The 16,832-nt window shown below is 41.0% G+C and carries 15 protein-coding genes and 1 pseudogene; 12 read left to right on the top strand and 4 right to left on the bottom strand.

Going from position 1 to position 16,832, the window contains the following annotated elements; all coding sequences use genetic code 11:
* Positions 1-61: 61 nt before the first annotated feature.
* The 4 genes from HMPREF0493_RS06150 to phnE (HMPREF0493_RS06135) are packed head-to-tail and all read left to right on the top strand — an operon-like array spanning position 62 to position 3,406.
* Positions 62-988 (top strand): phosphate/phosphite/phosphonate ABC transporter substrate-binding protein, encoded by a 927-nt coding sequence (locus tag HMPREF0493_RS06150; protein WP_006352473.1) that lies wholly within the window; start codon positions 62-64, stop codon positions 986-988.
* A 27-nt stretch (positions 989-1,015) separates the two neighbouring features.
* Positions 1,016-1,792 (top strand): phosphonate ABC transporter ATP-binding protein, encoded by a 777-nt coding sequence (gene phnC, locus HMPREF0493_RS06145; protein WP_006352472.1) that lies wholly within the window; start codon positions 1,016-1,018, stop codon positions 1,790-1,792.
* A 1-nt stretch (position 1,793) separates the two neighbouring features.
* Complete coding sequence (phnE, locus tag HMPREF0493_RS06140) at positions 1,794-2,594, top strand: phosphonate ABC transporter, permease protein PhnE (RefSeq protein WP_040457330.1); 801 nt, start codon at positions 1,794-1,796, stop codon at positions 2,592-2,594.
* The gene (gene phnE, locus HMPREF0493_RS06135; RefSeq protein ID WP_006352470.1) at positions 2,594-3,406 is read left to right on the top strand and encodes a phosphonate ABC transporter, permease protein PhnE; all 813 of its coding nucleotides are present in this window, start codon (positions 2,594-2,596) and stop codon (positions 3,404-3,406) included. Before phnE (HMPREF0493_RS06140) ends, phnE (HMPREF0493_RS06135) begins: the two co-directional genes overlap by 1 nt.
* 47 nt (positions 3,407-3,453) lie before the next feature.
* Here the strand turns inward: phnE (HMPREF0493_RS06135) and HMPREF0493_RS06130 are convergent.
* A pseudogene (locus HMPREF0493_RS06130) lies at positions 3,454-3,817 on the bottom strand (DNA-3-methyladenine glycosylase I).
* Positions 3,818-3,985: 168 nt separating this feature from the next.
* On the opposite strand from HMPREF0493_RS06130, the gene HMPREF0493_RS06125 reads away from it, so the two are divergent.
* The 6 genes from HMPREF0493_RS06125 to HMPREF0493_RS06100 all read left to right on the top strand — a co-directional run bounded on the left by HMPREF0493_RS06125 (position 3,986) and on the right by HMPREF0493_RS06100 (position 12,744).
* Positions 3,986-4,471 (top strand): hypothetical protein, encoded by a 486-nt coding sequence (locus HMPREF0493_RS06125; RefSeq protein ID WP_006352468.1) that lies wholly within the window; start codon positions 3,986-3,988, stop codon positions 4,469-4,471.
* A 58-nt stretch (positions 4,472-4,529) separates the two neighbouring features.
* On the top strand, positions 4,530-5,927 hold the full coding sequence (locus tag HMPREF0493_RS06120) for a metallophosphoesterase family protein (RefSeq protein WP_006352467.1): 1,398 nt from the start codon (positions 4,530-4,532) through the stop codon (positions 5,925-5,927).
* 109 nt (positions 5,928-6,036) lie between these two features.
* Positions 6,037-7,986, top strand: a complete 1,950-nt coding sequence (asnB, locus tag HMPREF0493_RS06115) for an asparagine synthase (glutamine-hydrolyzing) (RefSeq protein WP_006352466.1) — start codon at positions 6,037-6,039, stop codon at positions 7,984-7,986.
* Between the two features lie 19 nt (positions 7,987-8,005).
* Positions 8,006-9,298 (top strand): carboxylate--amine ligase, encoded by a 1,293-nt coding sequence (locus tag HMPREF0493_RS06110; RefSeq protein ID WP_006352465.1) that lies wholly within the window; start codon positions 8,006-8,008, stop codon positions 9,296-9,298.
* A 193-nt stretch (positions 9,299-9,491) separates the two neighbouring features.
* Complete coding sequence (locus HMPREF0493_RS06105) at positions 9,492-10,709, top strand: MDR family MFS transporter (protein ID WP_040457329.1); 1,218 nt, start codon at positions 9,492-9,494, stop codon at positions 10,707-10,709.
* Between the two features lie 85 nt (positions 10,710-10,794).
* Positions 10,795-12,744, top strand: coding sequence for a M13 family metallopeptidase (locus HMPREF0493_RS06100; RefSeq protein WP_006352463.1), 1,950 nt, complete (start codon positions 10,795-10,797; stop codon positions 12,742-12,744).
* A gap of 116 nt (positions 12,745-12,860) precedes the next feature.
* On the opposite strand, the gene HMPREF0493_RS06095 is transcribed toward HMPREF0493_RS06100, so the two are convergent.
* The 3 genes from HMPREF0493_RS06095 to HMPREF0493_RS08140 all read right to left on the bottom strand — a co-directional run bounded on the left by HMPREF0493_RS06095 (position 12,861) and on the right by HMPREF0493_RS08140 (position 16,034).
* The gene (locus tag HMPREF0493_RS06095; RefSeq protein ID WP_006352462.1) at positions 12,861-14,876 is read right to left on the bottom strand and encodes a KUP/HAK/KT family potassium transporter; all 2,016 of its coding nucleotides are present in this window, start codon (positions 14,874-14,876) and stop codon (positions 12,861-12,863) included.
* A gap of 160 nt (positions 14,877-15,036) precedes the next feature.
* The gene (locus HMPREF0493_RS06090; RefSeq protein ID WP_006352461.1) at positions 15,037-15,477 is read right to left on the bottom strand and encodes a hypothetical protein; all 441 of its coding nucleotides are present in this window, start codon (positions 15,475-15,477) and stop codon (positions 15,037-15,039) included.
* A gap of 95 nt (positions 15,478-15,572) precedes the next feature.
* A complete protein-coding gene (locus HMPREF0493_RS08140; protein ID WP_006352460.1) occupies positions 15,573-16,034 on the bottom strand; it encodes a hypothetical protein in 462 nt (153 codons plus the stop codon).
* Positions 16,035-16,254: 220 nt separating this feature from the next.
* Here HMPREF0493_RS08140 and HMPREF0493_RS06080 point away from each other — a divergent pair, with 220 nt between their 5' ends.
* Both HMPREF0493_RS06080 and HMPREF0493_RS06075 read left to right on the top strand, forming a co-directional pair.
* On the top strand, positions 16,255-16,464 hold the full coding sequence (locus HMPREF0493_RS06080) for a DUF1659 domain-containing protein (RefSeq protein WP_040457328.1): 210 nt from the start codon (positions 16,255-16,257) through the stop codon (positions 16,462-16,464).
* 112 nt (positions 16,465-16,576) lie between these two features.
* The coding region (locus HMPREF0493_RS06075) for a MerR family transcriptional regulator (RefSeq protein WP_040457327.1) at positions 16,577-16,832 on the top strand (256 nt) is incomplete at its 3' end.

The following is a 16,832-nucleotide window of genomic DNA, read 5'->3' as shown; positions in this document are numbered from 1 at the left end:
TTGCCACGTTTTATATTAAGTCTTTTTAATAGCAGGAGTTTTTATCGGTCTAGGAGGACATATGAAAAAGTTTAAAAAAGTGTTAGTCGCTGTCGTTGCGCTGCTGGTTGCCGTTGTTGCAACAGCTTGTTCAAGCAGCAGTTCAAGCAAAAAAGGCTATACCCCAAAAAGCTTGACGATTGAATTTGTTCCAAGTCAATCTGCTACAACTCTTGAAGCTCGCGCTAAGCCTCTTGAAAAGATGCTTTCAAAGAGATTAGGAATTCCGGTTCACGTTACCATGTCAACTGATTACAACACTGTTGTTGAAGCTATGAAGTCAAAGAAAGTCGATGTTGGTTTTCTTCAACCAGATGCCTATGTTTTAGCTCACAAGGAAGGTGCAGCTGATCTGTTGCTTCAAGCTGAACGCTATGGCATTAAGCAGCCAGGCGGCAAGACTACTAACAAGCTGGTTAGAAGCTACCGTGCCGAAATCCTGGTTAAGAAGGGTTCAAAGATTAAGTCATGGAAAGATCTTAAGGGCAAGAGCATTTCTGTCCAAGACCCAACTTCATCAGCTGGTTACGTGTTCCCAATTGCTGAATTAAAGGAAAAAGGCCTTGATGTTCTGAAGAGCTGCAAGCTTGTTACTGTAACTGGTCACGACCAAGGAGTATTAAATGTTCTAAACGGTGATACCGATGCTGCCTTTGTTTTTGAAGACGCTCGTAACTTAGTTATCAAAGATAACCCAAAGATCATGAGTCAAGTTGTTCCGATTTACTTTACCAAGCCAATTCCAAACGACACAATTTCTGTTCGTCCAGACATGAACAAGAAGTTTAAGGCAAAGCTTGCTAAAGCATTTATCGCTATTAGCAAGACTAAGGCAGGTAAGAAGGTTATCGAAAGCGTATATAGTCATGAAGGCTACACTTACGCAAAAGATTCTGATTTCAATATTGTTCGTAAATACGATAAGATCATCGAATCATCCAAAAAATAAAAATCAAATTTAAGGAGTTAATAATTAATGGCAAATTCCGAAAAGCCAATGATTGAGCTAAAAAACGTTACTAAGATCTACGATAATGGCACAGTCGGTTTAAAAGACATCAACTTAACTATCAACAAAGGCGAATTCGTCATGGTTGTGGGCTTATCTGGTGCTGGTAAGTCAACCTTGCTTCGTTCAATCAACCGTCTTCATGATATCAGCAAGGGCGATATCGAAATTGATGGCGAATCGATTACTAAGGCAAAGGGTAAAAATTTGCGCCTTCTGCGTCGCAGCATTGGCATGATTTTCCAAAGTTTCAATTTAGTTAAACGTTCCAGCGTTTTGCGCAATGTTTTAACTGGACGAGTAGCATATTATCCAACCTGGAAAACAACGCTCAATCTCTTTTCTAAAGAGGATAATCAGAAAGCCTATGAAGCTTTGCAACAAGTCGATTTAGCTGATAAAGTTTATGCTCGTGCCGACGAATTGTCAGGTGGTCAACAGCAGCGTGTCGCAATCGCGCGTGTATTGATGCAAAATCCGAAGATCATTTTGGCCGACGAACCAACAGCTTCACTTGATCCTCAGACTTCTCTCAAGGTAATGAATGACTTGAAGATGCTGAACGAAAAGTACGGAATGACGGTTTTGGCCAACATGCACAGCGTGGATCTTGCTCGTCAATTTGGTAAAAGAGTAATCGGAATTCGTCAGGGACAAGTTGTTTATGATGGACAAATGAAAGATACCCCTGAGGCAGTCTTTACCGATATTTACAACGGCGGCGATGGAAGCGAGGAGAAGTAAAATGAGTCAAACTGATCAAGATTTAATGAACTTACCTAAAAAGAAGTTCAAAATTATGAATCTGATCTGGGTCATTTTGATTATCGTTGGCTTATTTGTTTCCATTAATGTCACTGATACCCATATTAGCGTCTTGTTTGAAAACTTTAGTCAATTCACCGATATTTTTGTTCAAATGGCTCATCCAGATTGGAGCTACTCTAGCACGGTATTTCCGCTTCTGTTTCAAACCCTGAAAATGGCTGTGCTCGGAACGGTCATTGGTTCAATAGTAGCCTTTATTTATACGCTATTGATTGCCCGCAATATTGTTAAAAACAAGGTATTAACCGGCATCTTGCGGATCATTATGAACATCATCAGAACAATTCCAGATCTGCTTTTAGGTGCGATCTTCGTCGCCGTGATCGGAATTGGTCCAGTAGCTGGTATTTTTGCCTTGGCTGTCTTTACTTTTGGCGTGGTAGTTAAATTGTTTTATGAAGCAATTGAAACGATTGATCCAGGTCCAATTGAGGCCTTGACTGCTGTTGGTGCCAATAAGCTGCAAATCATTTGGTTTGCGGTTTTGCCACAAATTATGACTTACTTCATTTCATACGTTTTATATGCATTTGAAATCAACGTCAGATCATCAACCATCCTAGGTTATATCGGTGCCGGTGGTATCGGTCTTTATCTGCAGGAAACTTTGCAGACTTTTGATTATGCAAAAACAGGAACGATTATCATCGTTATCATCGTCGTGGTTGTCATCATCGACTACATTTCATCTAAGTCACGGGAGGCGTTAATGAAATAATGGATACAACATATAAACAATTGCCGCCTAGGCCTATAAATAAAAAGAAGCAGCTTTCTCATTGGTTGATTATGATTGTGACAGTAGCGATCATCATTTGGTCTTGCACTGGAATCAACTTCGGTGGGATTAAATCAACTGCTGCCCAAATTGCCGGTGCGATTTTTAACGGAATTTTTCACCCAGATTGGAGCTATGTCTATGATGGCAGTGGTGAAGACTTGGTATCGCAATTATGGATAACGTTCTGTATTGCCTTCTTAGGTACGTTTATTTCTGCTATTATTTCACTGCCATTTGCCTTTTGGGCAGCCAATACAAGGCACAAGAAATGGTATGTTTCGCGTTCCGGCAAAATTGTGCTAGCAGTTATCCGGTCATTTCCTGAAATTATTTTGGCCTTGATGTTTATTAAAGCTGTGGGACCCGGATCGGCTGCCGGTGTTTTGGCCTTAGGTTTTCACTCGGTAGGGATGCTGGCAAAATTGTTCTCAGAAGCAATTGAAAACCTGGAAGATGGACCAAATAAGGCTGTTACCGCAGTTGGTGGTTCCAAGTTCAATGTCATCATGTTTTCAACTTTGCCAAACTTAATGCCAGCTTTGATTTCAAATACGCTTTACCGTTTCGATGTTTCAATTCGTTCCGCATCAATCCTTGGTTTGGTTGGTGCCGGTGGTATCGGCTATCCATTGATCATTGCTTTGGAATATCGTCAGTGGAACCGGGTCGGTATTATCCTGATTGGAATTGTCATAATGGTTGTTACTATTGATTGGATTTCAGGTTTAATTCGGAAGAAACTTGTTTAATTGAATTATTAATTTCCTTGAAAAAAGACCTCGTTAGAGGCTTTTTTTTATCCGTGATACTTGGCAGGACAGCATTCCAAATGATCATTAATTAGACCGATGCTTTGCAAATAAGAATAAATAATCACCGGTCCTACGAAAAAGAAGCATCAGATCGCCGACTTCTTGCTCAGTTAGAGTCGCCACACCGACAGGATCAAAGTTCTTGAATGCTTTTCTAAAATTTTCGCGTTTATGCAAAATTACGCGCCAATTCAGACCTGACTGAAACAGTTGCAGAATCAACATTTCGAATAAGTAGTCATCATCCAAATTGAGCTTGCCCCATTCATGATCATGAAAATCGTGCAGCAGCTGATCGCGTGTTTGACTCCATGGACAACGTAAGTTTTCAGAATTAGTTTTTTTCATCTCTTTTTCTCCTTTACTGTGAATAATGAAAAGATTCCTCTATAATTTAGTTACGTGAAAAAATCGTTTTTTACCAAAAAAGTTTGAAAAATTTACCTAAAACGAGCAATGTAATAAGAAAGCTAGACGATTTTTGCTATAATATAGAGTGAATTTGAGGAGGACAAGATGGAAAAGCTAGATACCATGATGTTGGCTGACGATTTGGCCTTGTCACAAGATAAAATCTTAAGTGGCGAACAAAACTTTGATGCAGAAAAGGTTTATAAAATAATTGATGATTTAGGCGTGCTCAATAATCCAATCAAAGATTATTTCGACATGACTGAAGAACAATACTATGAAGCTGAAAGTGATCACAAGCTTAATTTGCTTAATCTTTCAGATAAATTAGTTAACTTGCATGATCGAATTTTGACTAATCACGTGGATGGCTTTGTCGATAAAGATGAAATCAACTTAACATACAACCATGAAGATCCATATGAAGATGGTCTTTACAATCCAGAAGTTGATTATCATGTTTTGACATATAGTCTTAAGGTTATTGGCGCAGTTGAATCAATTGCTGCTAAGGATTTGCAAGAAGTATTATCAAAAGATGCTGTCTTGTCATTAGGACTTGCTACATACGCTTTAGCAAAAAACGCATAGTTTTTTCGAGTCGGCATATTTTAAGGCCGACTTTTTCTTTTGTCTTTGAGGCGATTTTATGGGTTTATTTAGATACAGTCGGGGATTGATCGATAAGGTAATGGGAGCTCGTAAGCGGTCTTCAATTATGAAAAAGGGCGAATTAATCGACCCGATGCAAAAATTTACAACGATTGGCGAATACCATGTTGGTGAAGCTGATGGCACGCCAGGTGGCCATAACTATGTTTTAACCGTTTATAAAGATGAAAAAGGCACATTGCATCAGGCATTGAGCCCTGAAAGCACGCAAAAATTAGCGCCAGAATATGTTCGAAAGTTTAATGATGAATTAGGACGCTACCGTGCTTTTAAGAGCAAGAAGACCGGTCGCCGCTATTTAGTTGAAGATTATTTGGATGATTTTGTCAAAAATGTCGAGGGTCATGTTCGCAAGGGCGAGAACTCAGTTAATATCGGAGTGATCACTGACACGCACTTCAAAGATAAAGATAGTATTGATTTTTACGGCTGGAACGGATTGACCCATGTCCGCGAATTCTCATATCTTGATCAAACGGGCATTCTTAATTTAAAGGTGCACTTAGGCGATTGGATCGACGGTTCTGACGCTGGTCTGGTTAGCGAAAGCGAACTGATCAAGCTTCGTGACTCATTTAAATCTGATGACGTGCCCTATATGATGATCAAAGGCAATCATGATGAAAACGATAAGTTCGACGAGCATCATGATTTGCGGGCTTCATTCCCTGAAAATGAGTTTGAAAGCATCATGTGGCCGACCATGTACAAGCAGGCACGGATTCAGTATGTTTCCAAGCAGCATGGCGTTTCCTTCTTTGACCTTGATAATGTGCGCGTGATTTCTGTAAATACGTCGGACGTTCCATACGTTTTAAACAATAAGGAACAAAAGAAATATGATGAGAAGATCACTTTGGCAATTCGCGAAGACCAGATCGAGGAAATTATTGAAATCTTGTCCCACTCATCTGGCAAGCAAATTATTTTTATGAGTCATGCCAATCCGATTAACCACAAAGGATCAAACGCACTCAAATATAATGGGCGTTCTCTGCACGAATTATTGGTTGCATTTAACCAGCGCGAACGCGGCCGCATGCACAGTGGTTCAGACGTGCCGCCGGAATTCCGCTTGTCAAACTACTTTGACTTTACTAAGATCAAAGATGCGCGCATCGTGGCCTACTTCTGCGGTCACCGTCACCGTGAGGATCAATACCGCATCAATGGGATTCAATACATCTTGTTTAACTGCTCAGCTTTAATGGGCAAGAACCATTCTTTGACTACCAAATACAATAAGAATTGGGATCGCAAGATCGACTTTGACAATGAATTTGCGGGTTATGTTGTCAATGTAGATTTGAAGAAGCACCGGATTCAAGTTTTTGGCTACGGAGCAGCCTCAACTCGCAGAATGTTTTTTATTTAGTAAAGATTTGACCACCAATTTGGCTATTACAAGTCTTTAGCTTATAATAAAAAAGTTCATATATTAGGAAAGTTTATACTATAGAGCAAAGATAAAGGGAAGTTTAATTATGTGCGGAATTGTCGCATTTTATGATCCAAAAATAAATGACAAACAAGCTGTCATTGGAAAAATGATGGCAACGATCAAGCACCGTGGACCTAGTTCCGACGGTTACTACACAAACGATGAAGTTGCACTTGGTTTTAGACGTCTTTCAATTATTGACTTGCGTGGAGGAAGTCAGCCAATTTACAACGAAGACAAGACCAGAGCAATTATTTTTAATGGTGAAATTTATAACTTTAAGCCTCTTAGAAAAGAATTAATTGATAAGGGACATACTTTTACAACCAAAGCTGATACTGAAGTCCTTCTCCACGGTTATGAAGAATGGGGCATGGATGGCTTGCTTAAGCGAGTACGCGGGATGTTTGCCTTCCTTATTTGGGATGACAACAACAAGACTCTTTATGGTGCCCGTGACTTTTTCGGTATCAAGCCAATGTATTATTCAACCCGTGATGGCCATTTGCTGGTGGGTTCAGAACTTAAGAGTTTCCTTGAATTTCCTAACTTCAAGAAGGAATTGAACGTTGAAGCAGTTAAGCCATATTTGATGAACCAATACAATGACCTTGATGAAACTTTCTTCAAGGGTGTTTACCGTTTTCCAGCTGGTCACTGGTTTGAATACAAAGATGGCGAAATGCAAACCCACAAGTACTGGGATGCTGAATACAAAGAGAATAGTTTGAGCTTTGAAGAAACGCTCAAGAAGATCAATGATGATTTGAAAGAAACTGTTGATTTGTACCGCAACGCTGACGTGCCAGTTGGTGCATTCTTGTCAGAAGGTGTCGACTCAAGCTACTTGACTACTTTGCTTGATCCAGATGATGTCTTCTCAGTTTCATTTGATGATTCAACCTATGATGAAGCTTCTAAGGCTAAGGCATTATCCGATATTAACGGTTGGCACTTCTTCAGCACTAAGGTTGATGCTGATGAAGCCATGCGTGATTTCCCAGAAATGCAGTACCACATGGATGAACCTGATGCCAATCCATCAATCATTCCGCTCTGGTACTTATGTAAGTTAGCGCGTAAGCACGTCACGGTTGCCCTTTCTGGTGAAGGTGCCGATGAATTGTTTGCTGGCTACGTAAACTATGGGATGCACACGCATAATGATGTAATCAAAGTCTTTACCAGCGAATTGCAAAAATTGCCAAAAAAGAAGCAATGGAAGCTTGCTAAAAAGATCAAGAAGATGCCAAACTTTCCAGGCCGAGTTCATATGTACACGAATTTGGCTAAGCCAAGCGAATTTTATGTTGGTCAATCTGTTATCTACGATATCAACTACCCAACAATTTTCACTTCTAAGGATGCTAACAGCGTCTTGCAGCCAGCTTACCGCAACAATTTGACAGTTAACGGCATTTACCAAAAAGATTTCAAGAAGGTTGAAAATGTTGACCGTGTAAAGCAAATGCAATACATCGATTTGCACCACTTCATGCTTAACGATATTGAGCAAAAAGCCGACAAGATTTCAATGGCACACTCGCTTGAACTGCGTGTTCCTTATCTTGATAAGAAGATTGCGGAGCTTGCTAACTCTATCCCAACTAAGTACCTGGTTAACCGTCATGATACTAAATATGCTTTGCGTAAGGCTTCAGAAAAAGTTTTGCCTGATGAATGGGCTAAACGGCCAAAGCTTGGTTTCCCAACGCCAATCAAGCAATGGTTGAAAGAGCCACGTTTTTACAAGCAGGTTCGTGAATTATTTGAAGCAAATTTCGTCAACGATATTTTTGATCAAAAGAAGATCCTTAAGCTGCTTGATGACAACTACAAGGGTGATGGTTCACACCGTCGTCAAATTTGGACTATTTATACTTTCCTTGTTTGGTACAAGTTGTTCTTTGTTGATTACAAGGGAACAGTTGAAAAGTATCAACACGTTCAACCGGAAGTTGCTAGTTTGATTGAACAAGGTAAGTTAGTTTAAGAGGGAGTTTTAGTACAGAATGAGTAATAAATTTACGCCAATATTGCTTGGTAGTGATATCAATGTTTATGGAATGGCACGTTCATTTAATGAAGCATATGGTATCAAGGTTAAGGCTTTAGCCGATATTCAGCTTGCAGCAACCCGTTATTCAAAGATTGTTGATGTTGAACTTCACCATGGTTTTTCAGCTGATCCAACTTTCATGGATGTAATGCGCAAGAAGATGGAAATTTACAAGGATCATGAAGAACCAGTTATCTTGATTGCTTGTGGTGACGGCTACGCAGAACTTTTAGCCAAACACAAGGAAGAACTGAGCAAAGTCTTCGTTGTTCCATACATTGATTATGACTTGCTTGAAGTTTTGATCTCAAAGGAAGGCTTCTACAAGACTGCTGAAAAGTACGGTTTGCCATATCCTAAGACGCAAATCATTACCATGGATGATTACAAGGCTGAGAACTACTTAACCATTCCGTTTGATTACCCAGTTGAATTAAAGCCTGAAGATCCTGTATCTTGGCTTAACTGCCAATTTGAAGGCCGTAAGAAGACTTTTACCATTCATGATGAAGCTGAACTTGCTGATATCGTGGGCAAGATTTACACTCACGGCTACAAGGCCGACCTTATTTTGCAGGACTTTATTCCTGGGGATGACTCTAACATGCGGACTTTGAACGCTTATGTTGACAAGAACCACCAAGTGAAGATGATGTGCTTAGGTCACCCGCTTTTGGAAGACCCAACGCCACAATCAATTGGTAACTATATGACCATTTTGCCTGCATATGATGAAAAATTGTATGAACAGGTTCAAAGCTTCCTTGAAAAATTAAACTACACAGGGATGGCCAACTTTGATATTAAGTATGATGTACGTGATGGCCAATACAAGTTCTTTGAAATCAACTTGCGTCAAGGTCGTTCAAGCTTCTACGTTACTTTGAACGGCTACAACTTGGCTAAGTGGTACATTGATGACTATGTTGAAGATAGCTTGAAAGATAGGAAGACTGTTTACGGCAATAAGCTTAAGTCAAAGCATAAGTTATGGTTGGGCGTACCAGTCAAGATCTTTGAGGAATACACATACGATAATGATGCCAAGCGTACTGCTGAAGAATTGATCCGCGAAGGCCGTTATGGCACAACTGTCTTTTATGACAAGGACCGCAACTTCAAGCGTTGGCTTCTTATGAAGTATATGTTCCATAACTACTACGCAAGATACAAGAAGTACTACGAAGTAAACAAGGGTCAATACTTTGAAGAAGCTAAGAAGTTAGGCCAACAAAAAGAAAAATAATTTTATTTATAAGAAAAAAAGTATGGAGAATGAAGTTAACCCCCAGAGTTGGACGAAAATCCAACCTGGGGGTTAACTTCAAGATGCTGTTCTTTTTTGTTTATGTCGTTATACTTAACGGTTTGCAGATATTGCTTTTCATGGCTAATTCTTGATATGCTAGAAGTTAGTGGAGGAGAAGGGAGTATTTTTTATGAAAAAAGAACACGGAATCGTCCCAAAAGATGAGATCAAACTAGTTTGGTTAATCGTCGGTGAGCTCGCCATGTGGATCGGCGCCAGCTTCATCTGGCCGCTGACCTCAGTTTATTTGAATAAACAGCTGCACATTAGTCTTTCAATGATTGGTGTGGTTTTATTTTGCAACTGCGTGGGCAATATTATCGGTTCAATTTTCGCCGGTCGTGCCTATGACCGCTACAATCCGTATCCCCTGATTCTTTGGGGCTTTGGGCTGGATGTCCTTGTTCTTTTTGCGATGGCTGCCTTCCACGGCTGGCCGGAATACTGGATATTGCTGACTACGACTGGACTGCTCAGTGGCTGGAACAGTACGCTGATCAACTCCATCGCCACTAGTCTGAAGCGTTATTCAGGCCGCTACGTCTTCAGCGTTTTGTACTTTTCACAAAACCTGGGTGTGGTAACAGGAACCTTGATCGTCGGCTATCTGTACGATTATTCCATAACGCTCTTGTTCGTCATTGCTGCGCTTTTGTTCGCAGTTGCCTTCTTCAACGCGCTCTTCAATTACCGGCCAATTATTGCTTTTCATAAAGAACGGGTGGCTAAAGGTCACAGCGGCAAGCAGCAGAAGGCCGAACCAATGCCAAAACGTAACTTCATTATGACAATGGCTTTCTTTACTACTTTAGGCGTTACTTGGCTGATGTACATGAATTGGGAATCCAACCTTTCTGTTTACATGGTTTCATTGGGAATACCATTCCACATGTATAGTTTGCTCTGGACTCTTAATGCCAGCGTAATCGTCATTATGCAGGGAATTTTGGCTCGTTTTCCTCGTTTGTTTAAAAACATTTTCCACCAGATCATCTTCGGTATTATCATGTTCTCAATTTCCTTTGTCACCTTGGTCTTTGCCAAAGATTTCCTTCACTTCGCCTTGTCGATGTTCATTCTGACTCTTGGTGAATCAACGGCCTTTCCAGCAATCCCAGCCTTCGTCAATGACCTGTCGCCACTGACTAGTAAAGGCAAGTATCAGGGGGCAACGATGGTAGCTTCAGGAATTGGCCGTGCTTTTGGTCCATTATTCGGTGGTTTGATTATTGATAAGGCCGGCTATTTGCCATTCTTCTGGGTGGCCGCAATCGTCATCGCCTTGATGATCGTCATGATGATCCCACTATATTTGAAGCTGCATGACAAGTTGACAATATATAAGTAGCTCTTTTAACCCTAAATTAGAATAAAATGATATAATTAAGTTGATCTAATTTTTTATTTTTGAAAAAAAAGGAGGAATTTCCTTAATGAATAAAACCATGGCTGTGCGTGGCGGTAGCGGCAATATCTTACAACCTAAGGTAGGCACCCGTCCACAAGATAACTTGTATTTGGCTGTTAACTCAGAATGGCTTGAAAAAACAAAAATCCCATCTGACCGTTCTAGAATTACTTCTTTTGATTGCATCGACTTAGCAATTGAAAAGAACTTGATGAAGGACTTTGCGGATTTTGCAGACGGCAAGAAGGATTTGCCAGCTGTTCCTAATTTTGAAAAAGCAGTTGAATTCTACAAATTAGCACGTGATTTTGATAAGCGTAATCGTGAAGGTGCCGAACCAATTAAGGAAGATTTGGCAACAATTAATAATTTGCGCGACTTCGACGACTTTGTTTTAAAGGCCGCAGATCTTGAAAAGATTGCTGACTTGCCATTTTCATACTACGTTGATGCAGATATGAAGAATACCAAGGTGAATGTGCTTCATTTTGGCGGCCCTAGCACCTTTTTGCCAGATACGACTACTTATAAGACAGAAGCTGCATCAAAGCTCCTGGACGTTCTTAAGAAGCAAAGCGTCAAATTATTGACGATGGCCGGCTTTGACGAAGCTGATGCGGAAGAGAAGGCCGACTTGGCTATCAAGTACGATGGCAAGATTGCGAAGATCGTTAAGTCCAGCGAAGAGTGGGCCGACTATCCTGCAATGTACAACCCAATGAAGATGGCTGACTTTGAAGCTAAGTTCACTGACTTCAAGATTGACTACTTCTTGAAGAACATCCTCGGCAAGGTTCCTGACAGAATCATCAACACTGAACCACGCTTCCTTGATCACGTCAACGAACTCATCAACAAGGACAACTTTGAAGAAATTAAGGCATGGATGCTGGTTGGCTTCATCAATGGCAACGCTAGCTACTTGTCACAAGAATTCCGTGAAGCTGCTTTCCCATTCAGTCAAGCTTTATCTGGTCAACCAGAATTGTCTAACGGTGAAAAGCAGGCATATCACTTGGCAAATGGTGCCTTCGGTGAAGTTGTCGGTGTTTACTATGGTCAAAAGTACTTCGGCGAAGAAGCCAAGAAGGACGTTTTGGACATGATTCACCGGATGCTTGATGTTTACGAAAAGCGGATCAATGAAAACAACTGGCTCTCTGATGCAACCAAGAAGAAGGCAATTGTGAAGCTTCGTGCTTTGATCTTGAAGGTCGGCTACCCAGACAAGATTGAAGAAATCTATAACAGATTGCAAGTAACGCCAGCTAGTCAGGGCGGCAGCTTGTATTCTAACGAGCGGGCAGCTGCAATTGAACGTGAAAAGTACATGATTGAAAAATTGCAAAAGCCGGTTGACCGTACCGTATGGCTTATGCCAGGCAACTTGGTTAACGCCTGCTACGATCCTCAAAGAAACGATTTGACTTTCCCAGCAGCTATTTTGCAGGCTCCATTCTATGATTTGAAGCAAACTAGAGCGCAAAACTTCGGTGGTATCGGAACTGTTATCGCTCACGAAGTTTCTCACGCTTTTGACAACAATGGTGCGCAATTCGATGAGTTGGGCAACATGGTTAACTGGTGGACAGATGCTGACTACGCTGAATTTAAGAAGCGGACGCAAGCTGAAATCGACTTGTTCAACGGTATTCAATATGGTCCAGTTAAGCTGAATGGTAAGCAAATTGTTAGTGAAAACATTGCTGACCAAGGTGGTTTGACTGCTGCTGTTGAAGCTGCTAAGGATGAGGGCGATGACATGAAAGAATTGTTTGAAAACTTCGCTCGCATTTGGGCGAACAAGCAATTAGAGGCTTCAATTAAGACGCAAGTTTCAGTTGATGTACACGCACCTGGTCCTGAACGTGCCAATGTTCAATCACAATGTCAAGACGAATTCTACAAGGCCTTTGATGTTAAGGAAGGCGACGGTATGTGGCTTGCTCCTGAGAAGCGGGTACATATTTGGTAGAAAAAAGAGACACTCCGAGATGGAGTGTTTTTTTATAAAAAGTAAAATTAACTTTAGAAAATTAATGACTGTTTTTTACAAAAAAAGGGACACCCCGTGAGGATGTCTCTTTTCTTTTATTTCAAATTAGAATAATCTTTCGGTGCAACACGCTTGATATATGAAGGATTTGGTCGACCCAAAATCAACGGTACACGTTCAACAACCGTATCCGCATATTCCAAACCGAACCATGAAGCTGGGTTTGAAGATAAGTTCTGCAAGCCAACACGAGCTTCAACCATCCACTTTTCAAAACCAGTCAATTGCGTTCGTGGTGAGATCACATCGTTAACGATGACGAAGGAGAAGTCACCTACATTACGGCCTGGAGTGGTGGTGTAATCTTGTGGTTGTGGTTCAATCGTACAGTCCGCAATTAAATCGTGGACAATTTGTCTAATATAAACGTTAACGCTGGTCTGCTTCTTGAATCCCAAGAAGAGCTGCACGTTGATCACGTTCTTCGTGCCGTAAGTATTAACAGCGTATTCAGCGGTAAATGGCTCGTTAGTAACGTTAACTGTTACGAACCAGTAAGCCTTGGCCCGCTTTGGTCGTTTATCTAAAATTGAATAAAGAATCTCACGTTTGATGAACTTGTTGTACTTAACTTTAGCCATGTAAACCAAGTTAGTAGCGTAAATTGGGTAGTCTTCGTCGTGACTTAATTTGGTAAGCATGTCAGTGTATTCGTCCAAACGCACGTAGGCATTTCTTGATTCACGCTTGTCACGAATCTTGTTGCCGTAGAACCAAATGTACATGATGCCCAGGATGAAGCCAGCGATTAAAACCGTTACGTAGCCACCGTGCATGAATTTAGTCATGCTGGAGATCAAGAACATGCCTTCAATAAAGGCGAATGCGATCAGAAACAAAATCCGCAGTGCGAGCGGCTTTTGCTTTTTGCCCAAATATTCAAAGAGCAGGATGGTCGTCATCAGCATCGTAACCGTGATGGCCAAGCCATAGGCTGCTTCCATGTGGTGCGAAGTTCTGAAAAGAAAGACGATGGCGATCGTTACGGCGCAAATCATCTTATTAATAGAAGGAATGTAAATTTGTCCTTTTTTATCGGAAGGATAAATAATGTTCATTTTTGGTAAAAACTTCAGCCCGCTGGCTTCGGCAACCAAGGTGAAGGAGCCGGTGATCAAGGCTTGAGAAGCGATGATGGCAGCGATGGTAGCGAGGATAATTGCAAAAATCCGCAGATTTTCCGGTACCACTTCAAAAAAGGGGTTAAAGTTACCAGAAGTGTGGAAATTAGGGTTTTGCAAGATCCAGACGCCTTGGCCTAAGTAATTCAAAGCCAGGCAGATAAAAACGTAAGGCCAGGAACCGATAATGTTGGCTTTGCCGACGTGACCGACATCTGAATAGAGGGCCTCAGCACCAGTGGTTGCCAGGAAGACTGAACCCAGGATCAGGATGCCGACCTTGTTGGCGGGGCTGAACAGAATTTTGATTGCGCAAACCGGGTTGATTGCTTCCAGGATCGACCAGTCGCTGCTCATGTTGACGAGGCCAACGACGCCCAGGAAGGTGAACCAGATCAGCATAATTGGACCAAAGGACTTGCCGATCATTCTAGTTCCCATGAACTGGATTGAAAAAAGGACCAGCAAAATGGTGATGGTAATGCCGATGACCATGTTTTGGCTGGAGACCGGGATGGCGGAGCCAAACTTCATGTTTTTGAGCCCTTCGATGGCGGTAGTAACCGTTACGGCTGGGGTCAAAGTACCATCAGCCAGCAGTGTTGCACCACCAACCAGGGCAGGGATAACCAGCCATTTGGCACGCTTTCTGACGAGGGCATAGAGCGAGAAGATGCCACCCTCGCCGTGGTTAGTGGCCCTCAGCGCGATCATCACGTATTTTACCGTGGTCAAAAGCGTTATGGTCCAGAGAACGAGGGAGATTGAACCGACGATAAATTCGCGGTTGACGTTGGCTATCCCACCATTTTCAGCGACGATTGATTTCATTACATAAAGCGGACTGGTACCGATATCGCCATAAACGATTCCAATCGCAATTAGCAGTCCAGCGAGGGACATTTTGCGTTTTTTATCAGATTTACTCATTAGTTAATCTCTATACATCTATACTTAATATATTAATTAAATTTAAATTTTAATTAATATAAAGAAAGAAAATAAAATAGCAACCACAAAAAGAATAAGTTTTAGTGAAATTCTCGTAAAAAAAGACTACCCCGTCTGGGATCGCCTTTTTGCTCTTGAATTAAGATAAAGAACCAGGAATCTTAGCACGACGCTTTTCGTACCAAGTGTTCCAATCTTCGTAAGTCTTCATTTGTTCTGGATCAATATCTTCGTCCTTGCTGATTTCGTCAAGCAAAGCCTTGAAGTTGTAATCGTGGTATTGAAGTACGTGCTTGATCAAAGTCTTGCGTGGGAAGTGGATATTGTTAAGCAAGTATTTGTTAATGTCGACCATGTTGTGGTTCTTGTCGTATAAGTTGATAATTTCCAAATCATCTAAGCCGAATTGAGCAATGTAGAAGTTAGCGAAAACCTTTAAGTAATCTGGTTGTTCCTTGAATTCTTCAGGTTCCATGGTTACGCGGTTAGCTTTTGGCATAACTACCTTAAACTCAGGATTTTCGTCTTCATCCTTTTCTTCTTCGGCCTTTTGATTGGTGTTCTTTTCTTCTTCAGTCAATTTAGGGCACTCCTTTTTATAAAAATCGGAAAATCAATACTAATTCTACAGAGTTTTTGCGATAAAGGCAACTATTCACGCGTATTTGCGTGGAATTACTGCCCATTATTTAAATAATCTTGGACATCTGAGCGGGTAATCTGGTCAGGATCGCTGTGACCACGGTTAACGCAGAAGCGGTACAAGTCGATGATATCTTGTGGACTCCAGGCATTAGGGTTGAAGCCGAGGCTTTTGATCTTGTTCTTAACATTGATGATCGTATCTTCGCTGACGGTCTTGCCGCTAACGGTATGATCTCCTGCTTTGCCTTCGCCTTGCTGACCGGCAGTACCAGTGTCAGATGAGGAAGATTGGGATTGGGAAGAACTGTCATCGCTGCTATCTTCGGATGAGTCTGAGCTAGTTTGCGAGGAAGACTTTTTGGATGAAGTCTTGGAACTGGCTGTTTGCGAACTAGGCGCGGTGTCCTGCTTGTTTTCTTCATAAATGATAAAACCGCCGCCGCTGATCACAATGATGATGGCAACGATTCCCCAGAGAAATGATTCCTTCATATATATGTAAGTTCCTTTCCATGTTATGTTTTCTTATATTATATCTTGTTTGCTAAAAAATTTGAAAAAGGGTGTTACAAAATCGCGTTTCAGATTGTTAGTAATAGTGTAAGATATCTGGCGCGCGGGTTGATTACGGACAACCATATCACAAACGGTACATCATGCCTATCACACAAAAATGATCATCCGTTTATACATAAGGAAGGAATTCTTAAATATGGCAACCGAATCATTATCACAATCAGTACAATTTACTTTTAAGAATGAAGACAAATACGGCAAAAATGGCAAGAATCGTGTTTTTGCAAATATTAAGAGAAACGCGGAAGCAGAAGCAATGCTCAGCGTGGGTGAAGCATTGAGCGCTTTGCAAGGGGATGAACTCGGTAGCACGATCTTGATTGATAAGAAAGCCGTTCGCAAGTAATTAAGTTAAAGAGGAGATGATTAACTGTTAACAAAAATATAGAAATATGTAGAATATTATAGAAATATTTGCTCTGATATTCATCAGAAAGTTAAAAATGGAAGTGAATATTATGGCAATTTTAAAACCTAAAGATGTCGCTGATCGTTTAGGAATAACCACTAGAACCCTCCAAACATGGGATCGAAAGGGTATTCTTAAGGCTAAACGCTCACCTACTAATCGCAGATTCTATACAGAAGATCAAATCAATCAATATTTGAACAAAAATAGTCTAAGCTCAAATAAAAAACAAGTTGCTTATGCCAGAGTATCAACTTATAGTCAAAAAGATGACTTAAAAGATCAATTAAGCTATATTCGACAAT

Source organism: Lactobacillus amylolyticus DSM 11664, assembly GCF_000178475.1.
Taxonomy (GTDB): Bacteria; Bacillota; Bacilli; order Lactobacillales; family Lactobacillaceae; genus Lactobacillus; species Lactobacillus amylolyticus.
The sequence above is the reverse complement of the archived record's forward strand: the minus strand, read 5'-3'. Positions and strand labels throughout refer to the sequence as shown.

What these genes read in the sequence shown, in the direction of transcription:
- HMPREF0493_RS06100 (WP_006352463.1), top strand. Translation starts at nt 10,795, where the DNA reads ATGAATAAAACCATGGCTGTGCGTGGCGGTAGCGGCAATATCTTACAA.
- HMPREF0493_RS06105 (WP_040457329.1), top strand. Translation starts at nt 9,492, where the DNA reads ATGAAAAAAGAACACGGAATCGTCCCAAAAGATGAGATCAAACTAGTT.
- asnB (WP_006352466.1), top strand. Translation starts at nt 6,037, where the DNA reads ATGTGCGGAATTGTCGCATTTTATGATCCAAAAATAAATGACAAACAA.
- HMPREF0493_RS06150 (WP_006352473.1), top strand. Translation starts at nt 62, where the DNA reads ATGAAAAAGTTTAAAAAAGTGTTAGTCGCTGTCGTTGCGCTGCTGGTT.
- HMPREF0493_RS06110 (WP_006352465.1), top strand. Translation starts at nt 8,006, where the DNA reads ATGAGTAATAAATTTACGCCAATATTGCTTGGTAGTGATATCAATGTT.
- phnE (WP_040457330.1), top strand. Translation starts at nt 1,794, where the DNA reads ATGAGTCAAACTGATCAAGATTTAATGAACTTACCTAAAAAGAAGTTC.
- HMPREF0493_RS06125 (WP_006352468.1), top strand. Translation starts at nt 3,986, where the DNA reads ATGGAAAAGCTAGATACCATGATGTTGGCTGACGATTTGGCCTTGTCA.
- phnE (WP_006352470.1), top strand. Translation starts at nt 2,594, where the DNA reads ATGGATACAACATATAAACAATTGCCGCCTAGGCCTATAAATAAAAAG.
- HMPREF0493_RS06120 (WP_006352467.1), top strand. Translation starts at nt 4,530, where the DNA reads ATGGGTTTATTTAGATACAGTCGGGGATTGATCGATAAGGTAATGGGA.
- HMPREF0493_RS08140 (WP_006352460.1), bottom strand. Translation starts at nt 16,034, where the DNA reads ATGAAGGAATCATTTCTCTGGGGAATCGTTGCCATCATCATTGTGATC.
- phnC (WP_006352472.1), top strand. Translation starts at nt 1,016, where the DNA reads ATGGCAAATTCCGAAAAGCCAATGATTGAGCTAAAAAACGTTACTAAG.
- HMPREF0493_RS06080 (WP_040457328.1), top strand. Translation starts at nt 16,255, where the DNA reads ATGGCAACCGAATCATTATCACAATCAGTACAATTTACTTTTAAGAAT.
- HMPREF0493_RS06095 (WP_006352462.1), bottom strand. Translation starts at nt 14,876, where the DNA reads ATGAGTAAATCTGATAAAAAACGCAAAATGTCCCTCGCTGGACTGCTA.